Genomic DNA, 23,185 nt, shown 5'->3' with positions numbered 1-23,185 from the left:
TTGGGAGAGCGTCCCTCAGTCGACGGATCGGACGGCGCCGCGGTCGGCCGAGGTGGCCAGCTTCGCGTACGCCCGCAGCGCCGTGGTGACCGGACGCTGACGCTCCTTCGGCTGCCACGGGCGCTCCGAGGCCTCCATCTTGGCTCGACGCTCGGCGAGGACGTCGTCGTCGATCAGCACCTCGAGCCGACGCGTCGCGACGTCGATCAGCACCGGGTCGCCGTCCTCGATCAGGCCGATCGCGCCGCCGGAGGCGGCCTCGGGCGACATGTGCCCCACCGAAAGACCCGACGAGCCGCCCGAGAAGCGGCCGTCGGTGATGAGCGCACACTTGCGGCCCATCCCGGTGCCCTTCATGAAGGCGGTCGGATGGAGCATCTCCTGCATTCCCGGTCCGCCGGACGGGCCCTCGTACCGCACGACCAGGACCTCGCCGGCCTGGATGGTCTTCGACAGGATCACCTGGACCGCTTCCTCCTGGCTCTCGACGACACGCGCCGGCCCCTCGAAGTGCCACAGATCCTCGTCGATGCCGGCCGTCTTGAGGACCGCGCCATCAGGTGCCAGGTTGCCGCGCAACACACACAGACCACCTTCGACGGTGTAGGCGTGCTCGAGGTCGCGGATACACCCGCCCGCCGCGTCGGTGTCCAACGACTTCCACCGGTTGGCGGTGGAGAACGGCGTGGTCGTGCGGACTCCGCCGGGCGCCGCGTGGAAGAGTTCGAACGCTTCGGGAACGGCCGAGCCGCCGCGGATGTCCCAGTCGTCGAGGAACTGTGCGATCGACGGACTGTGCACGGTGGAGGCGGTGTCGTCGATCAATCCGGCACGCCGTAGTTCGCCGAGGATCGCCGGGATGCCGCCGGCACGGTGCACGTCCTCCATGTGATAGTCGGAGTTCGGCGACACCTTCGACAGACACGGCACATTGCGGCTGATCTGGTCGATGACCGACAGATCGAAATCTGCCACCTCGCCCTCCTGTGCGGCGGCGAGGATGTGCAACACCGTGTTGGTGGAGCCGCCCATCGCGACGTCGAGCGCCATGGCATTCCGAAACGCCGTGGCCGATGCGATGTTCCGGGGCAGCACGGACTCGTCGTCGTCGCGGTACCAGCGGGTGGCCGCCTCGACGACGACGCGGCCCGCACGTTCGAAGAGCGCTCGGCGCGCCTCGTGCGTGGCGAGGGTGGATCCGTTGCCCGGCAGCGCCAGTCCGAGGGCCTCGGTGAGGCAGTTCATCGAGTTCGCGGTGAACATGCCCGAACACGAGCCACAGGTGGGGCAGGCCGACCGCTCGACCTCGCTGAGTCCCGCGTCGTCGACGGCGCTGTTGGCCGATGCCGAGATGGTGGTGATGAGGTCAGACGAGGGATGGGCGACGTCACCGACGACGACGGCCTTGCCTGCCTCCATCGGGCCACCCGACACGAAGACGGTGGGGATGTCGAGCCGCATCGCGGCGTTGAGCATGCCGGGAGTGATCTTGTCGCAGTTGGAGATACACACCAGTGCGTCCGCGGTGTGGGCGTTGACCATGTATTCGACCGAGTCGGCGATGATCTCGCGGCTCGGCAACGAGTACAGCATCCCGCCGTGACCCATGGCGATGCCGTCGTCGACCGCGATCGTGTGGAACTCCCGCGGGACACCGCCGGCCGCACGCACCGCGTCGGCGACGATCTCGCCGACATCCTTGAGGTGCACGTGTCCCGGCACGAACTGGGTGTAGGAGTTCGCGATCGCGATGATCGGCTTACCGAAGTCGTCGTCGGTCATACCGGTGGCGCGCCAGAGTGAGCGCGCGCCCGCGGCTTCGCGTCCGACGGTGGTGGTCCGGGACCTCAGAGCTGGCATCGCGATGTACCTCGATCGATTCGATCATCCCGAACGCGCGGGACAGTGGGACTGGTCGTGACGTCGACGACCACCTGCCGGTGCGTCGCCACCACGCCGATCGAGGCTACTCCGCCGTGACCTGCGCGAACAAACCGGTATTCGGCGAATCGCAGGTCGCGAGACGTCCCGGGTCGATCACTCGTCGGGGATGGCGAACGGGTCCGGGATCCGGCCGCGGCTGGCCGCCGAGAGTTGCGGGAGGTCGTCGAATCCGATCGCGGGCAGTTTGACCCGCGCGCCCGAGACGGTGACCGCCCGCACCGCGCTCCACCGGGGGAACTGCAGACCTTCGAGGTCGGTCCAGGCCACATCGCGCGTCCCGAAGGTATGGACCGCATGCAGGCCGTTCTCGGTCACCACGGTGCGTACGTGGCGAATCCACCACGCCAGGATGAACGGGATCACGAGCGTCCAGCCGAGCCAGACCAGCGACGTACCCGCGAGGATGATCGCGATGACGGCGACCATCGGGACCGTGAAGTACGCGACCCCGTTGATGCGGAAGACGACGGGAAGCGGCACTGCGGCTTCGTCGGACCCGGTATGCGGGTTCGTCGCGTCAGGCTCGGAAGGATCGGCGTTGGCATCGTCGGCGGGGTCGGTTGGCACGTCGCCATTGTGCCAATGACATCATCGGGCTCCGCCCACGGGGACGCCTTCCGGCTCCGCCCACCGGGCGACATCACCTGTACTTTCTCACAATGTGGGACGGCGAGGTCCGGAGTTTGACTCTGCTCAGGGCGCGGTCTTACCGTGAGCACGTGATGCAGCACGAGATTCTCGTAGTACTCGGCCGGCGCGTCGTCGCCTGACCGGTCACTTCGTAGACCCTCAAGCATCGACGCGCCACCCTCGAACAGCCCAGCTGTCGGGGGTTTTTTCTTGTCAACTCAACGAAACACAGAACAAAAGGACCGTGCAGTGAGCGCACCAACAGCACGTACCGACGGCACGCGGACACCCGCGCACCAGGCGGGGCCGCGTCAACAATCGCCAGCGGGTCAGAACCTGCGGGCGGTAGGGCAGCACACGGTGGCACCCGAGCGTGTCAGCGGTGCGCAGTCGGTGGTCCGTTCGCTCGAGGAGCTCGGCGTCGAGATCGTCTTCGGCATCCCCGGTGGCGCGGTCCTGCCGGTGTACGACCCGCTCCTCGACTCGCCGAAGGTCCGTCACGTCCTCGTTCGTCACGAGCAGGGCGCAGGCCATGCCGCCACCGGCTACGCGCAGGTGACCGGCCGGGCCGGCGTGATGATGGCGACGTCGGGACCCGGCGCCACCAACCTGGTGACCCCGCTCGCCGACGCCCAGATGGACTCCGTCCCGGTGGTTGCCATCACCGGCCAGGTCGGCCGCGCCCTGATCGGCACCGACGGGTTCCAGGAGGCCGACATCTCCGGCATCACGATGCCGATCACCAAGCACAACTTCCTGGTGAACAATGCCGCCGACATCCCGCGGGTCATCGCCGAGGCGTTCCACATCGCCGAGAGCGGCCGTCCCGGTGCGGTTCTCGTCGACATCCCCAAGGACATCCTGCAGAGCCAGACCACCTTCTCGTGGCCGCCGCAGATCGACCTGCCCGGCTATCGTCCGGTCACCAAGCCGCACGGCAAGCAGGTGCGCGAGGCGGCGCGACTGATCCAGTCGGCGAAGTCGCCGGTGCTGTACGTGGGTGGCGGCGTCATCAAGGCCAACGCGTCCGAGGAACTGCGCGAACTGGCCGAGCTGACCGGAATCCCGGTGGTCACCACACTGATGGCGCGCGGGGCGTTCCCGGACAGCCATCAGCAGCACCTGGGCATGCCGGGTATGCACGGCACCGTCGCCGCGGTCGCAGCCCTGCAGCGCAGCGATCTGCTGATCACGCTCGGTGCGCGGTTCGACGACCGTGTCACCGGCCAGCTGTCGTCGTTCGCGCCGGATGCCAAGGTCATCCACGCCGACATCGATCCGGCGGAGATCGGCAAGAACCGGCATGTGGACGTCCCGATCGTCGGTGACTGCCTCGCGGTGATCAGCGATCTCATCGAGACCATCCGCAACGAGCGGGCGACCACCACGGCGGCACCGGATCTCACCGCATGGTGGCGGTATCTCGACGGCATCCGCCGCACCTACCCGCTGAGCTATGACCGCCAGGCCGACGGCTCGATGTCGCCGGAGTTCGTCATCTCGGCCATCGGCAAGGCGGCCGGCCCGGACGCGGTCTACTGTGCCGGCGTCGGCCAGCACCAGATGTGGGCGGCGCAGTTCATCTCGTACGAGAAGCCCCGGACCTGGCTCAACTCCGGTGGTCTCGGCACGATGGGCTACGCGGTTCCGGCCGCGATGGGCGCCAAGATGGCCGCGCCGGACACCGAGGTGTGGGCGATCGACGGCGACGGCTGCTTCCAGATGACCAACCAGGAACTGGCCACCTGTGCGATCGAGGGCATCCCGATCAAGGTCGCCCTGATCAACAACGGCAACCTCGGCATGGTCCGTCAGTGGCAGACCCTCTTCTATGAGGAGCGCTACTCCAACACCGACCTGTCCACCCACTCCCGCCGCATCCCGGACTTCGTCAAGCTGGCGGAAGCGTTGGGATGCGCGGCCTTCCGGGTCGAGCAGGAGTCCGACGTGGACGACGTGATCGCCAAGGCCCGCGAGATCAACGACCGCCCGGTGGTGATCGACTTCATCGTCGGCGCCGACGCGCAGGTGTGGCCGATGGTCGCCGCCGGCACCGGCAACGACGAGATCATGGCCGCCCGCGACATCCGGCCGCTGTTCGACGACGACGAATCCGCGTCGGACACACCTGACATCCACGACGCGATGGGCCGCACGGACGCGGCCGTGCTGGCAGAGAAGGACGAGAAGTGAGTACCACCCACACCCTCAGTGTCCTGGTCGAGGACCGTCCGGGCGTGCTCGCCCGTGTCTCGGGCCTGTTCTCCCGGCGTGGATTCAACATCGAATCGCTCGCGGTGGGGCCGACCGAGCTCAAGGGGATCTCGCGGATGACCATCATGGTGACCGTCGACGACTTCCCCCTCGAGCAGGTGACCAAGCAGCTGAACAAGCTGATCAACGTGATCAAGATCGTCGAGCAGGACCCGGAGAGCTCCGTCTCCCGAGAACTGATGATGATCAAGGTCCGGTCGGACTCCGCCGTGCGGTCCGAGGTCATCGAGGTGGTGAACCTGTTCCGCGCCAAGGTCATCGACGTCTCCCCGGAGTCGCTGACCATCGAGGCGACCGGAACGAGCGAGAAGCTCGAGGCGCTGCTGCGGATGCTCGACCCGTACGGCATCCGGGAGATCGCCCAGTCGGGCGCGGTGACACTCGGACGGGGACCCAAGAGCATGTCGGCGAACCGCTGACACGTTCTGAGAACACATCCCTTGGGTGACAAGCGATCCCGAGGGCAACGAAAATCGAAGGGAAGCAACTGTGGCGATCGAACTGTTCTACGATGACGACGCCGATCTGTCGATCATCCAGGGTCGCAAGGTCGCGGTGATCGGCTACGGCAGCCAGGGCCATGCCCACTCACTGTCGCTGCGCGACTCCGGAGTCGAGGTCGCGGTCGGTCTGCGTGAGGGCAGCAAGTCGCGCGAGAAGGCGGCCGAGCAGGGCCTCAAGGTCCTGTCGGCGGCCGAGGCCGCCGAGTGGGCCGACGTCATCATGATCCTGGCGCCGGACACCTCGCAGGCCAAGATCTTCACCGAGGAGATCGAGCCGCACCTGAAGGACGGCGACGCCATCTTCTTCGGGCACGGTCTGAACATCCACTTCGACCTGATCACGCCGGCCGAGAACATCACCGTCGGCATGGTCGCGCCGAAGGGCCCCGGCCACCTGGTGCGTCGGCAGTTCGTCGACGGCAAGGGTGTGCCGTGCCTGATCGCGGTCGACCAGGACCCGAAGGGCGAGGGCCAGGCGCTCGCACTGAGCTACGCCTCCGCGATCGGTGGCGGCCGTGCCGGCATCATCAAGACCACGTTCAAGGAAGAGACCGAGACCGACCTGTTCGGTGAGCAGGCCGTGCTGTGCGGTGGCACCGAGGAACTGGTCAAGACCGGCTTCGAGGTCATGGTCGAGGCCGGATATGCCCCGGAGATGGCCTACTTCGAGGTGCTGCACGAGCTCAAGCTGATCGTCGACCTCATGTACGAGGGCGGCATCGCGCGGATGAATTACTCGGTGAGCGACACCGCGGAGTTCGGCGGCTACCTGTCCGGGCCGCGTGTCATCGACTCCGACACCAAGGAGAGGATGCGCGGCATCCTGCGTGACATCCAGGACGGCACCTTCGTCAAGCGCCTCGTCGCCAACGTCGAGGGCGGCAACAAGGAACTCGAGGACCTCCGCAAACGCAACGCCGAGCACCCGATCGAGGTCACCGGCAAGAAGCTGCGCGACCTGATGAGCTGGGTGGATCGGCCGATCACCGAAACCGCCTGAGCCGGATAGCTCACCGAGGCCGTGGGCCCCACGTCACCGTGACGTGGGGCCCACGCTCGTCTGATCCAGGAGAGCCGGCGCCCGCCGATCGACGAGCCGCAACAGCGCGGCCAGTACCGCGCCGAGGATCAGCACCATGACCGCGTTGAGAAGGGCTCGCGCGTAGCCGATCTCGGTCACATCGAGGAACGGGTACGGGTACCAGTCGACGAACGCGCCCCGGACGAAGGTGTACAGCAGCCAGGCGACCGGCCATGCGAACGCCCAGGCGATGACGGCCGGACCGAACTGTCGACGCGGACCGAACAGCAGCCAGGCGAGCAGGGTGGCCCACGGCGAGATGTAGTGGAATCCGATCGTCGCGACCAGGGCCGCGCCGGTGAGGTGGACCTGCGGCGCGAGCACGATCGCGAACACCAGGCCGGTGACGGTGATGCCGAGCAGGGCGTCGAACCGGCCGACGGCGAATCGGGTGCCGGCGCGAAGAGGGTTGATCGCCAACAGGATCGACACGGCCAGGACGATGAGGTTGCTCTGGATCGTGAAGTAGCTGAGTAATCGGACGAGCCGGGTGGCCACGCCGACGTCGGCATCGGTGTCACGGGAATTGGCGTCGGCGCCGCCGGTGAACAGCAGTGCCAGTTGGATGATCAGGCTGCCGGCGACCACCGCGGCGATCATGGCGTGGATCGTCCGGAACGCGATCAACCGGTTCGATGTCATGCCCACCTCGGTTGTCCCGGAGATGGTGACGGCCCCGAGGCGGACCTCGGGGCCGTCACCGATGTCTCATCGGTCGGTCGGATTCTTCTCGATCAGATCGGCCGGAAACCTCCATAGGCCGGAAGAGAACCGACGCGCCGCAGGATCGGAGCGATGTTGGTGCCGGTCTCGGGTCCCAGGCAGGCGAGGAAGTAGTACGCGTTGACCATGCCGACCAGACGGTCACCGACCACGACCGGGCTCCCGGAGTCGCCTTCGACGACGCACATCTGGCTGAAGTGCACGTCACCATCGGAGAACCAGCTGATACCGCAGGTGTTGCCGGTGGTGCGGCCCTGCTTGCAGGCGATGGCCGGGAAGGTCAGCGGCCGGGGATCGATGCTCCGGATGGTCAGGCCGCGCACCGAACGCAATGGCACGACCTTGGCCGGGTTGAACTCGATCACCGCGATGTCCAGGTCGCTGGTGGAGTAGGTGATCGTGCCGGCCTGCCCGCGGTCCTGGAAGGTCTCCGAGTACACCTTCTGGCCCCGGGTACCGCAGTGTCCGGCGGTGATGCCGATCAACTTGCCGGTGTTCGACCGGCCGATGGTGGTCAGTGTGCAGGCGGCCGCCGAGCTCCCGCCCTTGAGCACCAGGATGCCCGACCCACCGCCGAGGTAGATCTTCGCCGGCGCGGCATCGACTGAGCCTGCCCCCAAGCCCACCAGCACCGTTGCAGCCAGAACAGCCAACAGTGCTGTCAGCTTCCTCATCATCACACTCCGCTCATTCGATGCGCACAAGAAAACGTCGGCCACGGGTGAGCCCGGGCCAAGCACACGGTACCGGGCGGTCACCGCGTCGTGCCCGATGCGGAATCCTCCCGGGGTCGGTTTGCAACCTATCCGTAATGCCGATCACAATCTACCGTTGATTTCGGGTCGGTTGACCAGACCGACGGATACCGGCTGTAAATCTGACATTCGGTCACGACTAAGCTGTCCGCGGAAGTCCCACGGTCGATCGCCCGTGGCGATCTCCACATCCTCAACAGACTTTGGCCCCAAAACCATGGAGAATATCGTGACCTCAGCTGGCCGTCCGGTCGTTCTGATCGCCGACAAACTGGCTCCCTCGACCGTCGAAGCGCTGGGCGACGACGTCGAGGTCCGATGGGTGGACGGCCCGGACCGGCCGAAGCTGCTCGAAGCGGCCGCCGGGGCGGATGCGATCCTCGTACGGTCGGCGACCACCGTCGACGCCGAAGTGCTCGATGCCGCACCCGGCCTGAAGATCATCGCCCGTGCCGGCGTCGGCCTCGACAACGTCGACGTCCCGGCCGCGACCAAGCGTGGCGTGATGGTCGTGAACGCGCCGACATCCAACATCCACACCGCCGCCGAGCATGCTGTCGCGCTGCTGATGTCGGCTGCCCGTCAGATCCCCGCGGCCGACGCGACGCTGCGCGAGCACACCTGGAAGCGTTCGGCGTTCAACGGCGTGGAGATCTTCGACAAGACCGTCGGCGTGGTGGGTCTGGGTCGGATCGGCCAACTGGTCGCTGCTCGGATGGCCGCGTTCGAAACATCGATCATCGCCTTCGACCCGTATGTGTCGCCGGCACGTGCCGCCCAGCTGGGCATCGAGCTCGTGAGTCTCGACGAACTTCTCGAGCGCGCGGACTTCGTCACCGTGCACCTGCCGAAGACCCCCGAGACGCTCGGGTTGATCGGCAAGGATCAGTTGGCGCGCACGAAGAAGGGCGTTGTCATCGTCAACGCCGCCCGCGGCGGGCTCGTCGACGAGCAGGCGCTCGCCGATGCGATCAACTCCGGCCACGTGCGTGCGGCCGGGCTCGACGTCTACGCCACCGAGCCGTGCACGGATTCGCCGCTGTTCGAACTGCCCCAGGTCGTGGTGACCCCGCACCTCGGCGCGTCCACCAGTGAGGCGCAGGACCGCGCCGGCACCGACGTCGCGAAGAGTGTCCGGCTGGCCTTGGCCGGCCACTTCGTGCCCGACGCCGTCAACATCACCGGCGGTGCCGTCGACGAAGAGGTCGCGCCGTGGCTCGAGGTCGCCCGCAAGCTCGGCGTGCTGGTCGGCGCGATCAGCGCCGAGCCGCCGACGTCGCTCGTCGTCGATGTGCGTGGCGAGTTGGCCGCCAACAGCGTCGAGGTGCTCGGGCTGTCCGCGCTGCGTGGCCTGTTCTCGGCTGTGCTCGACGAACCGGTCACCTTCGTCAACGCCCCCGCGGTCGCCGCGGACCGCGGAGTCACCAGTGAGGTCACCACCGCCTCGGAGAGCCCGAACCACCGCAGTGTGGTGGACGTGAAGGCCGTGTTCGCCGACGGCTCGGTGCACAACGTGTCGGGCACCCTGACCGAGCCCCGGCTCGTCGAGAAGATCGTGAACATCAACGGCCGCAACTTCGATCTGCGCGCCGAGGGCCACAACCTGATCGTCAGCTATGCCGATCAGCCCGGTTCGCTCGGCCGGATCGGCACGCTCTTGGGCAACGCCGGCATCGACATCCAGGCAGCCGGCCTCTCCCAGGATGCCGACGGCCCGGGTGCGACGGTGGTGCTCCGGGTGAGTGAGCCCCTGGCCGACGATCTCGTCGCCGCCATCGGTGAATCCGTCGGCGCAACCCTCATCGAACAGGTGGACCTGGCATGAAGCTGGCCGTGATCGCCGGCGACGGCATCGGCCCCGAGGTCATCGGGGAGGCCGTCGGCGTACTGGAATCGGTTGTCGCCGACGTGTCGACGACCGAATTCGACCTCGGTGCCCGTCGCTATCACCGCAACGGCGAACTGCTGACCGACGACGATCTCACGTCCCTGCGTGCCCACGACGCGATCCTGTTGGGCGCCATCGGCGACCCGTCGGTGCCGTCGGGCGTCTTGGAACGCGGTCTGCTGCTGAACATGCGGTTCGCGCTCGACCATCATGTGAATCTTCGTCCGGCGCGCAAACTCCCGGGGGTCGCGTCACCGCTGGCCGGTGACCCCGACATCGATTTCGTGGTCGTCCGGGAGGGCACCGAGGGCCCCTATACGGGCAACGGTGGCGCCATCCGGGTCGGCACCCCGAACGAGGTCGCGACCGAGGTGAGCGTCAACACCCGGTTCGGTGTCGAACGGGTGGTGCGCAACGCCTTCGAGCGGGCGCGTGCGCGGCGCAAGAAGTTGACGCTGGTGCACAAGACGAATGTGCTGACGTTCGCCGGCTCGATGTGGAGCCGTGCCGTCTCCGAGATCGGCGCCGAGTACCCCGACGTGACGACCGACTACTGCCACGTGGATGCGGCGACGATCTATCTCGTCACCGATCCGGGGCGTTTCGACGTGATCGTCACCGACAATCTGTTCGGCGACATCATCACCGACATCGCCGCCGCGGTCACCGGTGGGATCGGTCTCGCGGCGTCCGGCAACATCGACGCCACCCGGACGAACCCATCGATGTTCGAACCGGTGCACGGCAGCGCCCCCGACATCGCGGGGCAGAGCAAGGCGGATCCCACCGCGGCCATCCTGTCCGTCGCACTCCTGCTGTCGCATCTCGGCGAGACCGACGCGGCCGAGCGGGTCGAAAAGGCCGTCGCTGCGGATCTCGCCGACCGGGGTTCGGAGACCTTGAGCACCAGCGAGATCGGACGTCGCATCCGCGATCGCGTCTAGTCGGTACGCCAGTCGAGACACCGCATGGGCCCCGCCCGGTCTGCCCGGGCGGGGCTCATGCGTTCCGGGTCCGATCTCCACTCTCCGGCGGTGCCGTAGTTGTTCTATTTTGAATAGAACTATATGATTTTTCTGTGTTGATCCGCATCGATCCGAACTCGCGCATGCCGCTCTTCGAGCAGGTCGCGGCATCGGTGCGGGGAGCGATCGCACACGGCGAGGTCGCGCCCGGTGAACGGCTGCCGCCGGCACGCGAACTGTCGGCTTCCCTCGATATCAATCTCCACACCGTTCTGCGTGCCTATCAACTCCTGCGTGATGAGGGAGCCGTCGAATTGCGGCGGGGCCGCGGAGCGATCGTGACGGGGTCCGCGCCGGATCGTGCCGAGCTCGTGGACGCGATCGATCGGCTCGTGGCGCTCGCCCGCAGGCTCGACATCCCGCCGGCCGTACTGACAACCGAGATCGAGGAGAGGTGGACACGATGACGGATGGACCCGGAGGGTATCCGGCCACACCCGGTGGGCCGACGGGCCGAACGCGAGCCGTGGTGTTTCTTCTCGCCACGGTCCCGTCGCTCGTGGCGGGGATCGTGGGCACGCTGCTGGTCGCTTCGTGGCGCGCCGAGTTGCCGAACCCGGTCGCCACCCATTGGTCCATCGACGGTGCCGACGGATTCTCCGGCCACACCTTCGTGATCGCCGCACCCATCGTCGTCGGCGCGATCGGTGCCGTGCTCGGCTGCCTCGTCTTTGCCGCCACACGTGACCGCAACCTCGTCCAGTCCGCCACGGGTCTCGTTGCCGGAGTGTCGATCTCGATCATCGCGGTCGTCGTGCTCACCACCGCCGACCAGCGTGACGTCACGGACGCATCCGCGGTGCCGACACCGCAGTGGCAGATCCTGTGTGCGCTCGGGCTCGGCATCGTGTGCGGCATCGGGGTCGCGGCCGCGACGCCGCGCTGGTCGCAGGCTGTCGCCGACCGGGACATCGGTGAGCGTCCCGAGCTGTTCCTGAACTCCGCGGAGCGGTTCGTCTGGACACGCGCCGTGTCGATGTCAGCCACCGCGTCGGTGATCCTGTCGGCCGCGCTGGTGGTGCTCGCGACCGTGTCGTTCGTGCTCGGATCGTGGATCGTCGTCGCGATCCTGGCGGTGGTGGTGATCCTGACGGCGCTGCTGTGGGGAGTGCGCGTCACGGTGAACCGGTCCGGGGTCACCACACGCGGGCTGCTCGGATGGCCGCGCACCACCGTCCCGATCGCCGAAATCGACCATGCCGAGGTGGTGCCCGTCCGCGCGATGCGCGACTTCGGCGGCTACGGCTACCGAATCGCTGCCCACGGAGACCTGAAGGGCGCGAAAGGTTTCGTGCTCCGGTCCGGTTCGGCGCTACTCGTCGTCCGCCGAGACGGACGGCGCGACATCGTCGTCGTCGACGACGCCGCGAAGGCCGCGGGACTGATCAATCACGTTGCGCGTCACGGGGGACCAGCGGCACCGCGATGAGCGGGGTGATCGCCGTCAAGGCGAACGCGACCGGGAAGCCGACACCACCGATGATCGCACCCAACACCGGTGTGCTGGCTGCCGTCGCGAGGTACTGAGCGGTGTTCTGGATCGCCAACCCGCGGCCACTCCACGTCGGTCCGGCGAACTCCGCGATCGCGGTGAACGCCAGTCCGTTGTCCGCCACCGACGCCACGGCCGCGGCGGCCATGACGATCGGCGCGACCGGGCTGTCGAGCCAGTCCGTCAGCGCCAGCACGGCGACGGAGACCGAGGCCGCGACCGCGATGACACGGATGGGCCGCATCCGCGAGCCCCAGGCATCGGAGATCCGCCCGGCGACGATGCGGCCGATCGCGCCCACGACCTGTGTGGCCGTGACCAGAACGCCCGCAGCGGCCGGGGCCCACTCGTGTGCCACGATCAACCACGTGGGGACGAAGGTCCACAGCATGGACTGCGGAATCACCAGCAGCGCACTGACACCGTGCACGCGGGCGAGGAAACCACCTGTGCGATAGGGGTTGTCAGTGCCTGCCGGTCGGGCGCTGCTCGACGGTGCCGTCGGCGGATCGATGATTCCCACCACGGCCACCACCAGCCCCAGTCCGGTCACCGCCGCGGGGATGACCAGGGCCGCCGTCACCCCGAGGGATGCGGCGGTCAGTGGCATGGTGAGCGCACAGACCGCTATCCCCAGGGGTTGGGCCATCTGCCGCACTCCCATCGCGGTGCCTCGTTGATTCGCCGGGAACCAACCGACCACGATCCGGCCGCTGGCACCGTTGGCGGCGCCCGATCCGAGGCCGCCGATGAACAGCGCGACCGCGAGGGCCCAGTACGGCGCGTCGGTCGCCGACATCACGACGGCCCCGATGGTGCCGACCGACGTCACGCACAGAGAGATGATCAGGACGTGGCGTTCGCCATAGCGATCGAGTAGGACGCCCCACGGGATGATCAGGATCATCAGCCCGACTGTGGGGATGGTGGCGAGGATCGATGCCGCGGACAGTGGCACACCGTGCTCGGTGTGCAGGGCGGGGATCAGGTAGGCGACACCGCTGACCGCGCAGGTCGTCGTCATCGCGGCGATCAGGGCGCAGCCGAGCATCGCCCATTTCCGCCGCGCCGACAACGTCATCGACTCCACCTTGTCTCCCATCTCACATTCTGATACAAACTGTCCATATCCTAGAATCGATCGCGTTCGTGCCCAAGTCGAGTCCCGCAGGTTGGGAATCGGTGGTGCGATAGTGTCGTGGCCATGCGATTAGGACGAGTTGCCAGCCCCGACGGAGTCGCGTTCGTCGCCATCGAGGACGCCGAAGACGGTCAGCGGGCGCGCGAGATCGCCGAACATCCCTTCGGTACCCCGTCCTTCACCGGTCGGTCCTGGGCGCTCGCCGACGTGCGACTTCTGGCGCCGATCCTGGCGTCGAAGGTGATCTGCATCGGCAAGAACTACGCCGCCCATGCCACGGAGATGGGCGGGGAGGCGCCGCCGGAGCCGGTGATCTTCATCAAGCCGAACACCTCGATCATCGGCCCCGAGGTGCCCATCGTGCGTCCGCCGAGTTCCGAGCGGGTCGACTACGAGGGTGAGCTGGCCGTGGTGATCGGTCAGCCCTGCAAGGACGTCCCGGCCGCCAAGGCAGCCGACGTCATCCTCGGGTACACCGTGGCCAACGACGTCACTGCCCGTGATCAGCAGAAGGCCGATGGTCAGTGGACACGTGGCAAGAGCTACGACAGCTTCTGCCCGCTCGGGCCGTGGATCGAGACGCAGTTCGATCCGGCCGACGCCGAAGTGCTCACCGAGCTCGACGGTGATGTCAAGCAGCGCTCTCGGACCTCGCTGATGCTCCACGACGTCGGCGCGATCGTGGAGTGGATCTCGCGGATCATGACCCTCCTGCCGGGCGACGTCATCCTCACCGGTACGCCCGAGGGTGTCGGCCCGATGGTGGCTGGGCAGCGTGTCGCCGTCACCGTGGAGGGCATCGGGACGCTCGCCAACCCCGTGGTGGACAAACCGTGAAGGGTCCGAAGACGGCCCGGGTCAACGGAATCGACATCTCCTACGACGACGCGGGCACCGGTCCGCTGGTCGTGATGGTGATGGGCACCGGCAGCCCCGGCCGGGTGTGGCAGGCCCACCAACAGCCGGCGTTGATCAAGGCCGGCTACCGGGTCGTCACCTTCGACAACCGCGGTATCGCCCCGTCCTCGGAATGTGCCGAGGGCTTCACGCACGACGACATGGTCGCCGACACGGCGGGATTGATCGAACATCTCGGTGCGGGGCCGGCATTCGTCGTGGGGACGTCGTTGGGCGCGCGGATCACCCAGGAACTGGCGTTGTCCCGCCCTGATTTGGTCAAGGCAGCCGTGATGATCGCCACCTATGGACGCAACACCCCTGTCCAGCAGGCGATCTCGGCAGGAGAGCGCGCCCTCTACGACAACAAGATCACGTTGCCGCCGGATTATGCCGCGGCGATCACCGCGCACCTGAACCTGTCGCCGCACACCCTCGACGACGACCGCGCGGCCAAGGACTGGCTCGACGTCATCGGGTTCTCGCCACAGACGGTCACCGCCGGCGTTCGGGCGCAGCTGGGCTTGCACGACCGGGAGGCCGACCGGCTCGGTGCCTACCGGGGCATCTCCCGGCCCGCCCTGGTGATCGGATTCGCCGACGACCGCACGCTTCCGCCGAAACTCGCGCGCGAGGTCGCCGACGCGATTCCCGGCGCGCGCTACGAGGAGATCAGCAAGGCCGGCCACTTCGGTTACCTCGAGCAGCCCGGCGAGGTGAACAGGCTGCTGATCGAGTTCCTCGACGCGCATCGCTGACCTCGGGCGGCCGCCGGGGCGGTTGCCGACGATTCGATACTCGGCCGATTCGATACGCTGACCACCATGAGTGGCTCCGATGTGCGCGTTCGTTTCTGTCCGTCCCCGACCGGTACTCCGCACGTCGGGCTGGCGCGGACGGCCCTGTTCAACTTCGCGCAGGCGCGCCACGACAAGGGCACGTTCGTCTTCCGGATCGAGGACACCGATGCGGCTCGCGACACCCAGGAGTCCTACGACGCGATCCTCGACGCCCTGCGCTGGCTGGGCCTGGACTGGGACGAGGGGCCCGAGGTCGGCGGACCGTACGGGCCCTACCGGCAATCGGAGCGCCGCGACATCCACCTCGACGTGGTCGCGCGGTTGGTCGAGGCGGGGGAGGCCTACGAGGCGTTCTCGACCCCCGAGGAGGTCGAGGCCCGTCACCGCGCCGCCGGCCGCGACCCGAAACTCGGCTACGACAACTTCGACCGCCAGCTCACCGAACAGCAGCGCGCCGAGTATCGCGCCGAGGGTCGTAAACCCGTTGTCCGCCTTCGCATGCCGGACCACGACATCTCGTGGGACGACCTCGTCCGCGGCACCACCACCATCAAGGCCGGCACGGTGCCCGATTTCGCGCTCACCCGGGCGTCCGGAGATCCGCTCTACACCCTGGTGAACCCGGTCGACGACGCACTGATGAAGATCACCCATGTGCTGCGCGGCGAGGATCTCTTCTCCTCGACGCCCCGGCAGATCGCGCTCTACGACGCACTGATCCGGCTGGGGATCGCCGATCGGGTACCCGAGTTCGGCCATCTGCCGTTCGTGATGGGCGAGGGCAACAAAAAGCTGTCCAAGCGGGACCCGCAGTCGAATCTGTTCCATCACCGGGATCGTGGCTTCATCCCCGAGGGACTGCTGAACTACCTCGCGTTGCTCGGATGGGGTTTCTCGGGTGACAACGACGTGTTCACGCTCGATGAGATGATCGGCGCTTTCGATGTGCGGCAGGTGAATTCGAATCCGGCCCGGTTCGATCAGAAGAAGGCGGACGCCATCAACGCCGAGCACATCCGGCGACTCGAGGTCGGTGATTTCGCCTCCCGTCTCAAGAGCTACCTGATCGATCGGGGACACCTCACCGACGCGGTCGACGACTCGTCCTTCACCGCCCTCGCCGAGCTGGTGCAGACCCGGATCCAGGTGCTCGAGGATGCCTGGGGGCTCATGTCCTTCCTCTACGTTTCCGACGCCGACTTCGTCATCGACGAGAAGTCCGCGGCGAAGAACCTGGGTGCGGATGCGGGTGAGGTGCTCGATGCCGCGACGGCGGCGCTGACCCCGCTGTCGGGGTGGACCGGACCCGACATCGAGGAGGCGCTGAAGGGGGCTCTCGTCGACGGTCTGGGACTCAAACCGCGCAAGGCGTTCGGTCCGGTCCGCGTGGCCGTCACCGGATCGCAGATCAGTCCGCCCCTGTACGAGTCGATGGAATTGCTCGGTCGCGAGAAGAGTCTGGCCCGACTGGCCGCAGCACGCGAACAAATCCCGAACTAGCGGTTTGACCTGCCGATTTGTGGTCTTGGGGGTACCCTTTGGTACTCTTCTCCTCGGTCCTTTTCCGAGCGGGACGCCGATCGGACGAGGGAAAACCTTGGGGTATGGTGTAATTGGCAACACAGCGGTTTCTGGTACCGCCATTCTAGGTTCGAGTCCTGGTACCCCAGCGGACAGCCGGTGACGGGTCTCCAACCGAGACGCCCACCCGGTCGTTCCAACTGAATAGCGTGTCCATGGCCCCGTCGTCTAGCGGCCTAGGACGCCGCCCTCTCAAGGCGGTAGCGCGGGTTCGAATCCCGTCGGGGCTACAGAAGGAAACCCCTCACCAGCGCAGGCAGGTGGGGGGTTTCTTCTTGTCGTCAAAAAGGACTAATCAGACTCTCTGACCAAGCCACTGCGGTTCTTTGCTGAATATTCTCGGCGAGTGCGAAATCTTGTGATGGTCGTCTCACTGGTTCTGACAGTCCTCGGAGCAGGCGTCGCGACCGCTGCCGACGACCCGTACTACGTGGCACTCGGGGACTCACGGGCAACCGGTGTCACGTGGACGTCGGTACTCTTCGGCGACCACTGCGGCCGCACAGCGGACGCATACCCGCCGAAGGTCGCTGCCGCGCTCGGTGTCTCCTACCGCTCGGTCGCATGTGTCGCCGCCACGACGACCGACGTGCTGGAGGGGCAGCGGGTCCTGCTGGTCAATTCGGTTCCCCCACAGGTCGATGCGTTGTCGGAGAGAACAAGGCTCGTCACGCTGTCGATCGGCGGCAACGACATCGGATGGTCATCGCTCATCTCGCCGTGTTTCCCGCTGATCGGGGACGGCCGGTGCCGTACGGACAGCGCCATGCAGGCTCGGATCACGAGCGCGTTGACCGACCTGTCCCCAAAGCTGGATCGCGTACTCGCGGAGATCCATCGAAGGTCGCCGGCCGCGCGCATCGTGGTCGTCGGTCACGGAGGCTACTTCGGCGCGCAGCGCTGCTTCCCGGACGCACGGATGAGCGAAGCCGACGCCCCGACGGTGGCAGCGTTCTTTGCGGACTTCAACCGAACCCTGGCGGAGGCCGCCGAACGGGCGGCCGCCGACTATGTCGATATCGCTGGTCCCGCCGTCGGCCACGACACCTGTGCCGGTTCGGCTCGATGGTTTCTCGGTGACTGGCCGCGGGGCGACACCCAGACCCGCCATCCGACGCCGCTCGGTGCGACAAACATGGCCAGGCTCGTCGTCGATCAGTTGGCAAGCTGACGGGGAATCTGACCGGGGCGGGTAGGGGCGGCTCTACGCCGACGGTGCCGTGCTGCCCGCCTTCGGCATCGGATCGAGCCCGAGCTTGCGGTGATCCCAGGACCGCACGCGCTCGGTGACGAGGCGCACGGCCACACGCTTGTGCATCATCTGGTCGACGAACGGGCGCATCTCGTCGGTGTAGGGGCCGGTGTAGCGTTCCCACACGCTCACGCCGATCTTGAGGCAGGAGTCGGGATCGTCGAGGATCTCGGCGGTGCCTTCGAAGGCGACCCCACGCAGGGTGTCGTAGGTGTCGCCGTCCTCGATGAGCACCGAGCAGCGGCTGTTGCGCCGCAGGTTGACCGCCTTCTGTGATTTCGCCTTCGTCTCGAACCAGATCTCCCCGTCGATGATGCCGTACCACATGGCGACGAGATGGATGCTGCCGTCGGCACCCGTGGTCGCCAGCGTCGCGGTGCGGCTGGTGGCGACGAAGTCGTCGATCTCGGCCTCGGACATCACGATCTGACTGCGTTGTTTGACTCCCATGGAACTGACGCTAGCCGACCGCCTCGGCGTCGGGGTGGCAGTCTCCTCAGCCGCGGGTGGGATGGAGGCGCTTGTGGATGGCATCGGCGGCGGCCAGCAGGTCGGCGGCCCACCGGGAACCCGGCCGGCGGCCCATCCGGTCGATCGGCCCCGAGACCGAGATGGCGGCGACGACCTCTCCGGAGCCGTCCCGGACCGGCGCCGACACACTCGCCACGCCCGCGGCTCGCTCACCGGCGCTCTGTGCCCAGCCACGCCGTCGTATCTCGTACAGCGCACGTTCGCTGAAGACACTGTCGTGCAGCAGGGCGCGCTGGGTGCTCGGGTCCGTCCAGGCGAGCAGAACCTTCGCCGCAGAACCGGCGCTCATCGGAAAGCGGGTCCCGACGGGCACCGTGTCGCGCAATCCGGTCGGCGGTTCCATCGCCGCGATGCACACCCGCTCGGCGCCCTCGCGTCGATAGACCTGAACCGACTCGCCGGTGATCTCACGCAGTCGGGGGAGGACCATGAGTGCGGCTTCGCGGATCGGGTCGTGGGCGGAAGCGGCGAGTTCGCCGAGCGCCGGACCAGGGCACCATCGCCCCGATGCGTTGCGCGCCAACAGGCGGTGGGTTTCCAGGCCGACCGCGAGACGGTGTGCCGTGGCGCGTGGCAGTCCCGTCCGATCACAGAGTTCGGTGAGGTTGCACGGCGAGTCGGCGATGGCCTGGAGTACGACGACGGATTTGTCGAGCACGCCGATTCCGCTCGTCGTCGGCGATGCGCTATCCTTTCCCATAGGACGATATTAGCGTCCCAGATAATGAGATGCCACCATTGGTGGGCCACAGCCAACGAGATGCGAGAAGTGCCATGAGTTCCAGCCCCGCCGCACCGCGTACTCTTGCCGAGAAGGTGTGGGACGACCATGTCGTCGCACGCGGCGATGAGGATGCCGCCGGAAACCGCAATCCCGACCTGATCTACATCGACCTCCACCTCGTCCACGAGGTGACCAGTCCCCAGGCCTTCGACGGACTCCGCATGGCCGGCCGACCGGTTCGACGTCCTGACCTGACGATCGCCACCGAAGATCACAACGTGCCCACGGTGGACATCTTCAAACCGATCGCCGACGAGGTCTCACGGACCCAGGTCGACACACTGCGCCGTAACTGCGAGGAGTTCGGAATCCGTCTGCATCCCATGGGGGATGCCGAACAGGGCATCGTCCATGTCGTCGGGCCGCAGTTGGGACTCACCCAGCCCGGCATGACCGTGGTCTGCGGTGACAGCCATACCTCGACGCACGGCGCCTTCGGCTCGATCGCGATGGGGATCGGCACGTCGGAGGTCGAGCACGTCCTGGCCACACAGACGCTGTCGTTGCGCCCCTTCAAGACGATGGCCATCACCGTCGACGGTGAACTGCCTCCCGGTGTCACGAGCAAGGACCTCATTCTCGCCGTCATCGCCAAGATCGGCACCGGCGGCGGACAGGGCCACATCCTCGAATACCGCGGCGCCGCCATCGAAAAGCTGTCCATGGAAGCCCGCATGACCATCTGCAACATGTCGATCGAGGCGGGCGCGCGCGCCGGCATGATCGCCCCGGATCAGGTCACCTACGACTTCCTGAAGGGCCGCCCGCACGCGCCGACCGGTGCGGACTGGGATGCCGCGGTGGCCTATTGGGACAGTCTGCGAACCGATCCCGGAGCGGAGTTCGATGCGGAGGTCCACATCGACGCCTCCGCGCTGACTCCGTTCGTCACCTGGGGAACGAACCCCGGACAGGGGCTCCCACTCGGATCCCGTGTGCCCGACCCCGAACAGATCGCCGACGAGACGGCGGCGACCGCGGCCCGTCGAGCGCTGGAGTACATGGACCTGCAACCGGGGACCCCGCTGCGCGACGTGAAGGTGGACACGGTTTTCGTCGGTTCGTGCACCAACGGGCGCATCGAGGATCTGCGTGCGGTCGCCGACATCCTCAAGGGCCGCACGGTCGCCGACGGAATGCGGATGCTCATCGTGCCGGGATCGATGCGCGTCCGTGCGCAGGCAGAAGAGGAAGGTCTGGGCGCGATCTTCGAGGCCGCCGGCGCGGAATGGCGCCAGGCCGGGTGCTCGATGTGCCTTGGGATGAACCCCGACCAGCTGTCGCCAGGTGAACGCTGCGCGTCGACGTCGAACCGCAACTTCGAAGGGCGGCAGGGCAAGGGCGGCCGGACCCACCTCGTCTCGCCGGGTGTGGCGGCGGCCACCGCCGTCCGCGGCACCCTCTCGGCTCCCGCGGATCTCGGCTGACGCGAGACCTCACTCACAATCCTCCAGACGATCGGATCGAGGCCATGGAACCCTTCATCACCCACACCGGCATCGGCGTGCCGCTGCGCCGCAGCAATGTCGACACCGACCAGATCATCCCCGCGGTCTACCTGAAGCGCGTGACCCGCACCGGCTTTGAGGACGGGCTGTTCGCCAGTTGGCGCAGCGACCCGGACTTCATCCTGAACAACGAACCCTGGAGCCGAGGCTCGGTTCTCGTCGCGGGCCCCGACTTCGGAACGGGGTCGTCTCGCGAGCACGCCGTCTGGGCGCTGTCGGACTTCGGCTTTCGGGTCGTCATCTCGTCCCGTTTCGCCGACATCTTCCGCGGCAACGCCGGCAAGGCCGGTCTGGTCGCCGCCGAGGTCGAGCAGTCCGACGTCGAATTGCTCTGGAAGCGTCTCGAGGAACAGCCCGGACTGGAACTGACGGTCAGTCTTGCCGATCGGACGGTCACCGCCGGAGACCTCGTGGTGCCGTTGGCAATTGATGACTACACACGCTGGCGTCTGATGGAGGGTCTCGACGACATCGGACTGACATTACGGCAGGTAGAAGCGATTTCTGAGTTCGAGCGCAGCCGTCCGGGCTTCAAGCCGGCGACCCTTCCGGGCTGATCTGCGAGCACCTCCGCGGCCCGTTGGACGCCGTCCCCGGAAACCGATTCCTGCTTTCGATTTCGCAACATGCCTGGTTAATTGGCGTGGAAGATGGACGTTTTCGAATTCGGCGTTTACCGTGTGGAGTTAGCTGGCCTACCGATGGGTCAGAACAGCTTGCGGAGGTTTCGATGAACAAAGCAGAGCTCATTGATGAGCTGACCAAAAAGCTCGATGCGGATCGCAAGACTGCGACAGCCGCCGTCGAGCTCGTCGTGGACACGATCGTCCGGGCAGTCAACAAGGGCGAGAGCGTGACCATCACCGGTTTCGGTGTCTTCGAGAAGCGCAAGCGCGCTCCTCGTGTGGCTCGCAACCCTCGCACCGGTGAGACCGTGAAGGTGCGCGCCACTTCGGTTCCCGCGTTCCGTCCGGGTGCCCAGTTCAAGGCCGTCGTCGCGGGCAAGCAGAAGCTGTCCGCCAGCGGCCCGGCGGTGAAGCGCGGAAGCGGCACCACCGCGGCCCCGGCGAAGAAGACGGCTGCTGCCAAGAAGACAGCCGCCAAGAAGACCGCAGCCAAGAAGGCTCCGGCCAAGAAGACGACCGCGGCCAAGAAGACCACGGCGGCCAAGAAGGCTCCGGCCAAGAAGACGACGGCAGCCAAGAAGACCACGGCGGCCAAGAAGGCTCCGGCCAAGAAGACCGCAGCCAAGAAGGCTCCGGCCAAGAAGACCGCGGCCAAGAAGGCTCCGGCGAAGAAGACAGCCGCCAAGAAGACAACCGGTCGGCGCTGAGGCACCGCACCGCTTTTCACCCGATCACCCCTTCGGCCCCCGACGGTCTTCCCCCGTCTGGGGCCGAAGTGGTGTGAACGCAGTCCTCGGTGTCAGTCCTCGCGGTCGGTGTGCGGCAGCGGACTGTCGATGTGGTCGGCCGCAAGCAACCGCCCCTCGAAGGTCGACAGCACCCAGACGCTGGCCTTGCGATTGCGCTTGGCGGGCAGCGATAGTTTGTCCTCGTCGGCCCACCACCGCATCAGCGGTGGGATGACCTTGCCCTGACTACATACCGCATGGATCGCGGACGTGTCGGTCGCGATCTCGCGGATACGGCGGTGCGCGGCATCCGGATTCTCCCGATAGGCCTCCTCCGCCAACGCCGGCTCGGAGACGATCGCCACGCCCAGCCGGTCGGCGGTGGGGGCCAATGTCTGCTCGCACCGCACCCGGTCGGCGGCGTGCAGGCGCTCGGCGCCGAAGCTGCCGAGGAGCGAGGCGAGTTCGCGTGCCTGCGACCGTCCGAGCCGGTCGAGCGGCCGGAGTCGGTCGTCGCCCTTGAACCGGGAGCGCGAACCGGCGCGGGCATGCCGCACCAGCAGCAGGGTGTGCAGATCGGCCGGTAGCCGTTCGAACTCCTTGAGAACCTTGCGGTCCAGGGGGTAACTCAGCAGCGACGCCGCCGACGACGGTTCGAGCCACCGCAGATCGTCGATCTCGTGGTTGGGCCAGAAGTCGCCGCCGAGCGCACGCGCCGCCCAGTAACGCACCCGCTTACGGCCGCTGGGGACGTCGTAGGAGACATCGAGGAGATGACGGCCGAGCTTGCTGAGTTGCCCGGTCTCCTCCCGCAGTTCGCGGACCGCGGTGGTGATCAACGTCTCCCCGTCATCGATCTTGCCCTTGGGCAGCGTCCAGTCGTCGTAGTCGGGCCGGTGGACGAGACAGATCTCGACGCCGCCGCCGCGGGTCGGCCGCCAGAGCACGCCACCCGCGGCCCACACCGTCTTCGTTGCCTTGGACATCGAAGCGAATCCTAGGTGTTCGAGATTGCGGACAGG

22 protein-coding genes and 2 tRNA genes are annotated in these 23,185 nt (G+C 67.0%); 16 read left to right on the top strand and 8 right to left on the bottom strand.

Annotated elements, in window-relative coordinates; genetic code table 11:
- Positions 1-15 precede the first annotated feature (15 nt).
- Both ilvD and V1Y59_RS16790 read right to left on the bottom strand, forming a co-directional pair.
- Complete coding sequence (ilvD, locus tag V1Y59_RS16795) at positions 16-1,860, bottom strand: dihydroxy-acid dehydratase (RefSeq protein ID WP_330506089.1); 1,845 nt, start codon at positions 1,858-1,860, stop codon at positions 16-18.
- Between the two features lie 177 nt (positions 1,861-2,037).
- Entirely contained in the window at positions 2,038-2,511 is a 474-nt protein-coding gene (locus V1Y59_RS16790; RefSeq protein WP_330506088.1) for a PH domain-containing protein, read from the bottom strand.
- A 312-nt stretch (positions 2,512-2,823) separates the two neighbouring features.
- Here V1Y59_RS16790 and V1Y59_RS16785 point away from each other — a divergent pair, with 312 nt between their 5' ends.
- The 3 genes from V1Y59_RS16785 to ilvC all read left to right on the top strand — a co-directional run bounded on the left by V1Y59_RS16785 (position 2,824) and on the right by ilvC (position 6,351).
- Positions 2,824-4,767 carry an acetolactate synthase large subunit gene (locus tag V1Y59_RS16785; RefSeq protein ID WP_330506087.1) on the top strand — a complete coding sequence of 648 codons (1,944 nt, stop codon included), beginning with the start codon at positions 2,824-2,826 and terminating at the stop codon, positions 4,765-4,767.
- The gene (gene ilvN, locus V1Y59_RS16780) at positions 4,764-5,267 is read left to right on the top strand and encodes an acetolactate synthase small subunit (RefSeq protein WP_235722582.1); all 504 of its coding nucleotides are present in this window, start codon (positions 4,764-4,766) and stop codon (positions 5,265-5,267) included. Before V1Y59_RS16785 ends, ilvN begins: the two co-directional genes overlap by 4 nt.
- Positions 5,268-5,337: 70 nt before the next feature.
- The gene (gene ilvC, locus V1Y59_RS16775; RefSeq protein ID WP_330506086.1) at positions 5,338-6,351 is read left to right on the top strand and encodes a ketol-acid reductoisomerase; all 1,014 of its coding nucleotides are present in this window, start codon (positions 5,338-5,340) and stop codon (positions 6,349-6,351) included.
- A 33-nt stretch (positions 6,352-6,384) separates the two neighbouring features.
- Here the strand turns inward: ilvC and V1Y59_RS16770 are convergent, their stop codons facing one another.
- On the bottom strand, positions 6,385-7,074 hold the full coding sequence (locus V1Y59_RS16770) for a Pr6Pr family membrane protein (RefSeq protein ID WP_330506085.1): 690 nt from the start codon (positions 7,072-7,074) through the stop codon (positions 6,385-6,387).
- 92 nt (positions 7,075-7,166) lie between these two features.
- A complete protein-coding gene (locus V1Y59_RS16765) occupies positions 7,167-7,832 on the bottom strand; it encodes a chymotrypsin family serine protease (protein WP_330506176.1) in 666 nt (221 codons plus the stop codon).
- A gap of 307 nt (positions 7,833-8,139) precedes the next feature.
- On the opposite strand from V1Y59_RS16765, the gene serA reads away from it, so the two are divergent.
- From serA to V1Y59_RS16745, 4 genes are all read left to right on the top strand, one after another.
- Positions 8,140-9,735 carry a phosphoglycerate dehydrogenase gene (serA, locus tag V1Y59_RS16760; RefSeq protein ID WP_330506084.1) on the top strand — a complete coding sequence of 532 codons (1,596 nt, stop codon included), beginning with the start codon at positions 8,140-8,142 and terminating at the stop codon, positions 9,733-9,735.
- The gene (locus tag V1Y59_RS16755; RefSeq protein ID WP_330506083.1) at positions 9,732-10,742 is read left to right on the top strand and encodes a 3-isopropylmalate dehydrogenase; all 1,011 of its coding nucleotides are present in this window, start codon (positions 9,732-9,734) and stop codon (positions 10,740-10,742) included. Before serA ends, V1Y59_RS16755 begins: the two co-directional genes overlap by 4 nt.
- 134 nt (positions 10,743-10,876) lie before the next feature.
- Positions 10,877-11,230: a GntR family transcriptional regulator gene (locus tag V1Y59_RS16750; RefSeq protein WP_330506082.1), complete on the top strand. Its 354-nt coding sequence runs from the start codon at positions 10,877-10,879 to the stop codon at positions 11,228-11,230.
- Positions 11,227-12,252: a DUF1648 domain-containing protein gene (locus V1Y59_RS16745; protein WP_330506081.1), complete on the top strand. Its 1,026-nt coding sequence runs from the start codon at positions 11,227-11,229 to the stop codon at positions 12,250-12,252. The genes V1Y59_RS16750 and V1Y59_RS16745 overlap by 4 nt, the downstream gene beginning before the upstream one ends.
- On the opposite strand, the gene V1Y59_RS16740 is transcribed toward V1Y59_RS16745, so the two are convergent.
- Positions 12,209-13,417: an MFS transporter gene (locus tag V1Y59_RS16740; protein ID WP_431309198.1), complete on the bottom strand. Its 1,209-nt coding sequence runs from the start codon at positions 13,415-13,417 to the stop codon at positions 12,209-12,211. The two genes, V1Y59_RS16745 and V1Y59_RS16740, sit on opposite strands and share 44 nt — an antisense overlap.
- 102 nt (positions 13,418-13,519) lie before the next feature.
- Between V1Y59_RS16740 and V1Y59_RS16735 the strand changes: the two genes are divergently transcribed.
- The 6 genes from V1Y59_RS16735 (at position 13,520) to V1Y59_RS16710 (ending at position 17,905) form a co-directional block, all read left to right on the top strand.
- Positions 13,520-14,293 (top strand): fumarylacetoacetate hydrolase family protein, encoded by a 774-nt coding sequence (locus tag V1Y59_RS16735; protein ID WP_330506080.1) that lies wholly within the window; start codon positions 13,520-13,522, stop codon positions 14,291-14,293.
- Positions 14,290-15,111 (top strand): alpha/beta fold hydrolase, encoded by an 822-nt coding sequence (locus tag V1Y59_RS16730; RefSeq protein ID WP_330506079.1) that lies wholly within the window; start codon positions 14,290-14,292, stop codon positions 15,109-15,111. The genes V1Y59_RS16735 and V1Y59_RS16730 overlap by 4 nt, the downstream gene beginning before the upstream one ends.
- Before the next feature lie 66 nt (positions 15,112-15,177).
- Positions 15,178-16,653, top strand: a complete 1,476-nt coding sequence (gene gltX / locus V1Y59_RS16725; RefSeq protein ID WP_330506078.1) for a glutamate--tRNA ligase — start codon at positions 15,178-15,180, stop codon at positions 16,651-16,653.
- Between the two features lie 98 nt (positions 16,654-16,751).
- Positions 16,752-16,823, top strand: a tRNA-Gln gene (locus V1Y59_RS16720).
- A 68-nt stretch (positions 16,824-16,891) separates the two neighbouring features.
- Positions 16,892-16,964: transfer RNA gene (locus V1Y59_RS16715), tRNA-Glu, on the top strand.
- A 116-nt stretch (positions 16,965-17,080) separates the two neighbouring features.
- The gene (locus tag V1Y59_RS16710) at positions 17,081-17,905 is read left to right on the top strand and encodes an SGNH/GDSL hydrolase family protein (protein ID WP_330506077.1); all 825 of its coding nucleotides are present in this window, start codon (positions 17,081-17,083) and stop codon (positions 17,903-17,905) included.
- Between the two features lie 33 nt (positions 17,906-17,938).
- Here the strand turns inward: V1Y59_RS16710 and V1Y59_RS16705 are convergent, their stop codons facing one another.
- Together V1Y59_RS16705 and V1Y59_RS16700 are read right to left on the bottom strand one after the other, a co-directional pair.
- Positions 17,939-18,436: a pyridoxamine 5'-phosphate oxidase family protein gene (locus V1Y59_RS16705; RefSeq protein WP_330506076.1), complete on the bottom strand. Its 498-nt coding sequence runs from the start codon at positions 18,434-18,436 to the stop codon at positions 17,939-17,941.
- 46 nt (positions 18,437-18,482) lie between these two features.
- Complete coding sequence (locus V1Y59_RS16700; protein ID WP_330506075.1) at positions 18,483-19,217, bottom strand: IclR family transcriptional regulator; 735 nt, start codon at positions 19,215-19,217, stop codon at positions 18,483-18,485.
- Between the two features lie 74 nt (positions 19,218-19,291).
- Between V1Y59_RS16700 and leuC the strand changes: the two genes are divergently transcribed.
- The 3 genes from leuC to V1Y59_RS16685 all read left to right on the top strand — a co-directional run bounded on the left by leuC (position 19,292) and on the right by V1Y59_RS16685 (position 22,142).
- Complete coding sequence (gene leuC, locus V1Y59_RS16695) at positions 19,292-20,728, top strand: 3-isopropylmalate dehydratase large subunit (protein WP_330506074.1); 1,437 nt, start codon at positions 19,292-19,294, stop codon at positions 20,726-20,728.
- A gap of 44 nt (positions 20,729-20,772) precedes the next feature.
- A complete protein-coding gene (gene leuD / locus V1Y59_RS16690; protein ID WP_330506073.1) occupies positions 20,773-21,366 on the top strand; it encodes a 3-isopropylmalate dehydratase small subunit in 594 nt (197 codons plus the stop codon).
- 173 nt (positions 21,367-21,539) lie between these two features.
- Positions 21,540-22,142 carry an HU family DNA-binding protein gene (locus V1Y59_RS16685; RefSeq protein ID WP_330506072.1) on the top strand — a complete coding sequence of 201 codons (603 nt, stop codon included), beginning with the start codon at positions 21,540-21,542 and terminating at the stop codon, positions 22,140-22,142.
- Positions 22,143-22,234: 92 nt separating this feature from the next.
- On the opposite strand, the gene V1Y59_RS16680 is transcribed toward V1Y59_RS16685, so the two are convergent.
- A complete protein-coding gene (locus V1Y59_RS16680; RefSeq protein WP_330506071.1) occupies positions 22,235-23,149 on the bottom strand; it encodes an NUDIX hydrolase in 915 nt (304 codons plus the stop codon).
- Between the last annotated feature and the right edge of the window lie 36 nt (positions 23,150-23,185).

Source organism: Gordonia prachuapensis (assembly GCF_036350515.1).
Taxonomy (GTDB): Bacteria; Actinomycetota; Actinomycetes; order Mycobacteriales; family Mycobacteriaceae; genus Gordonia; species Gordonia prachuapensis.
The sequence above is the reverse complement of the archived record's forward strand: the minus strand, read 5'-3'. Positions and strand labels throughout refer to the sequence as shown.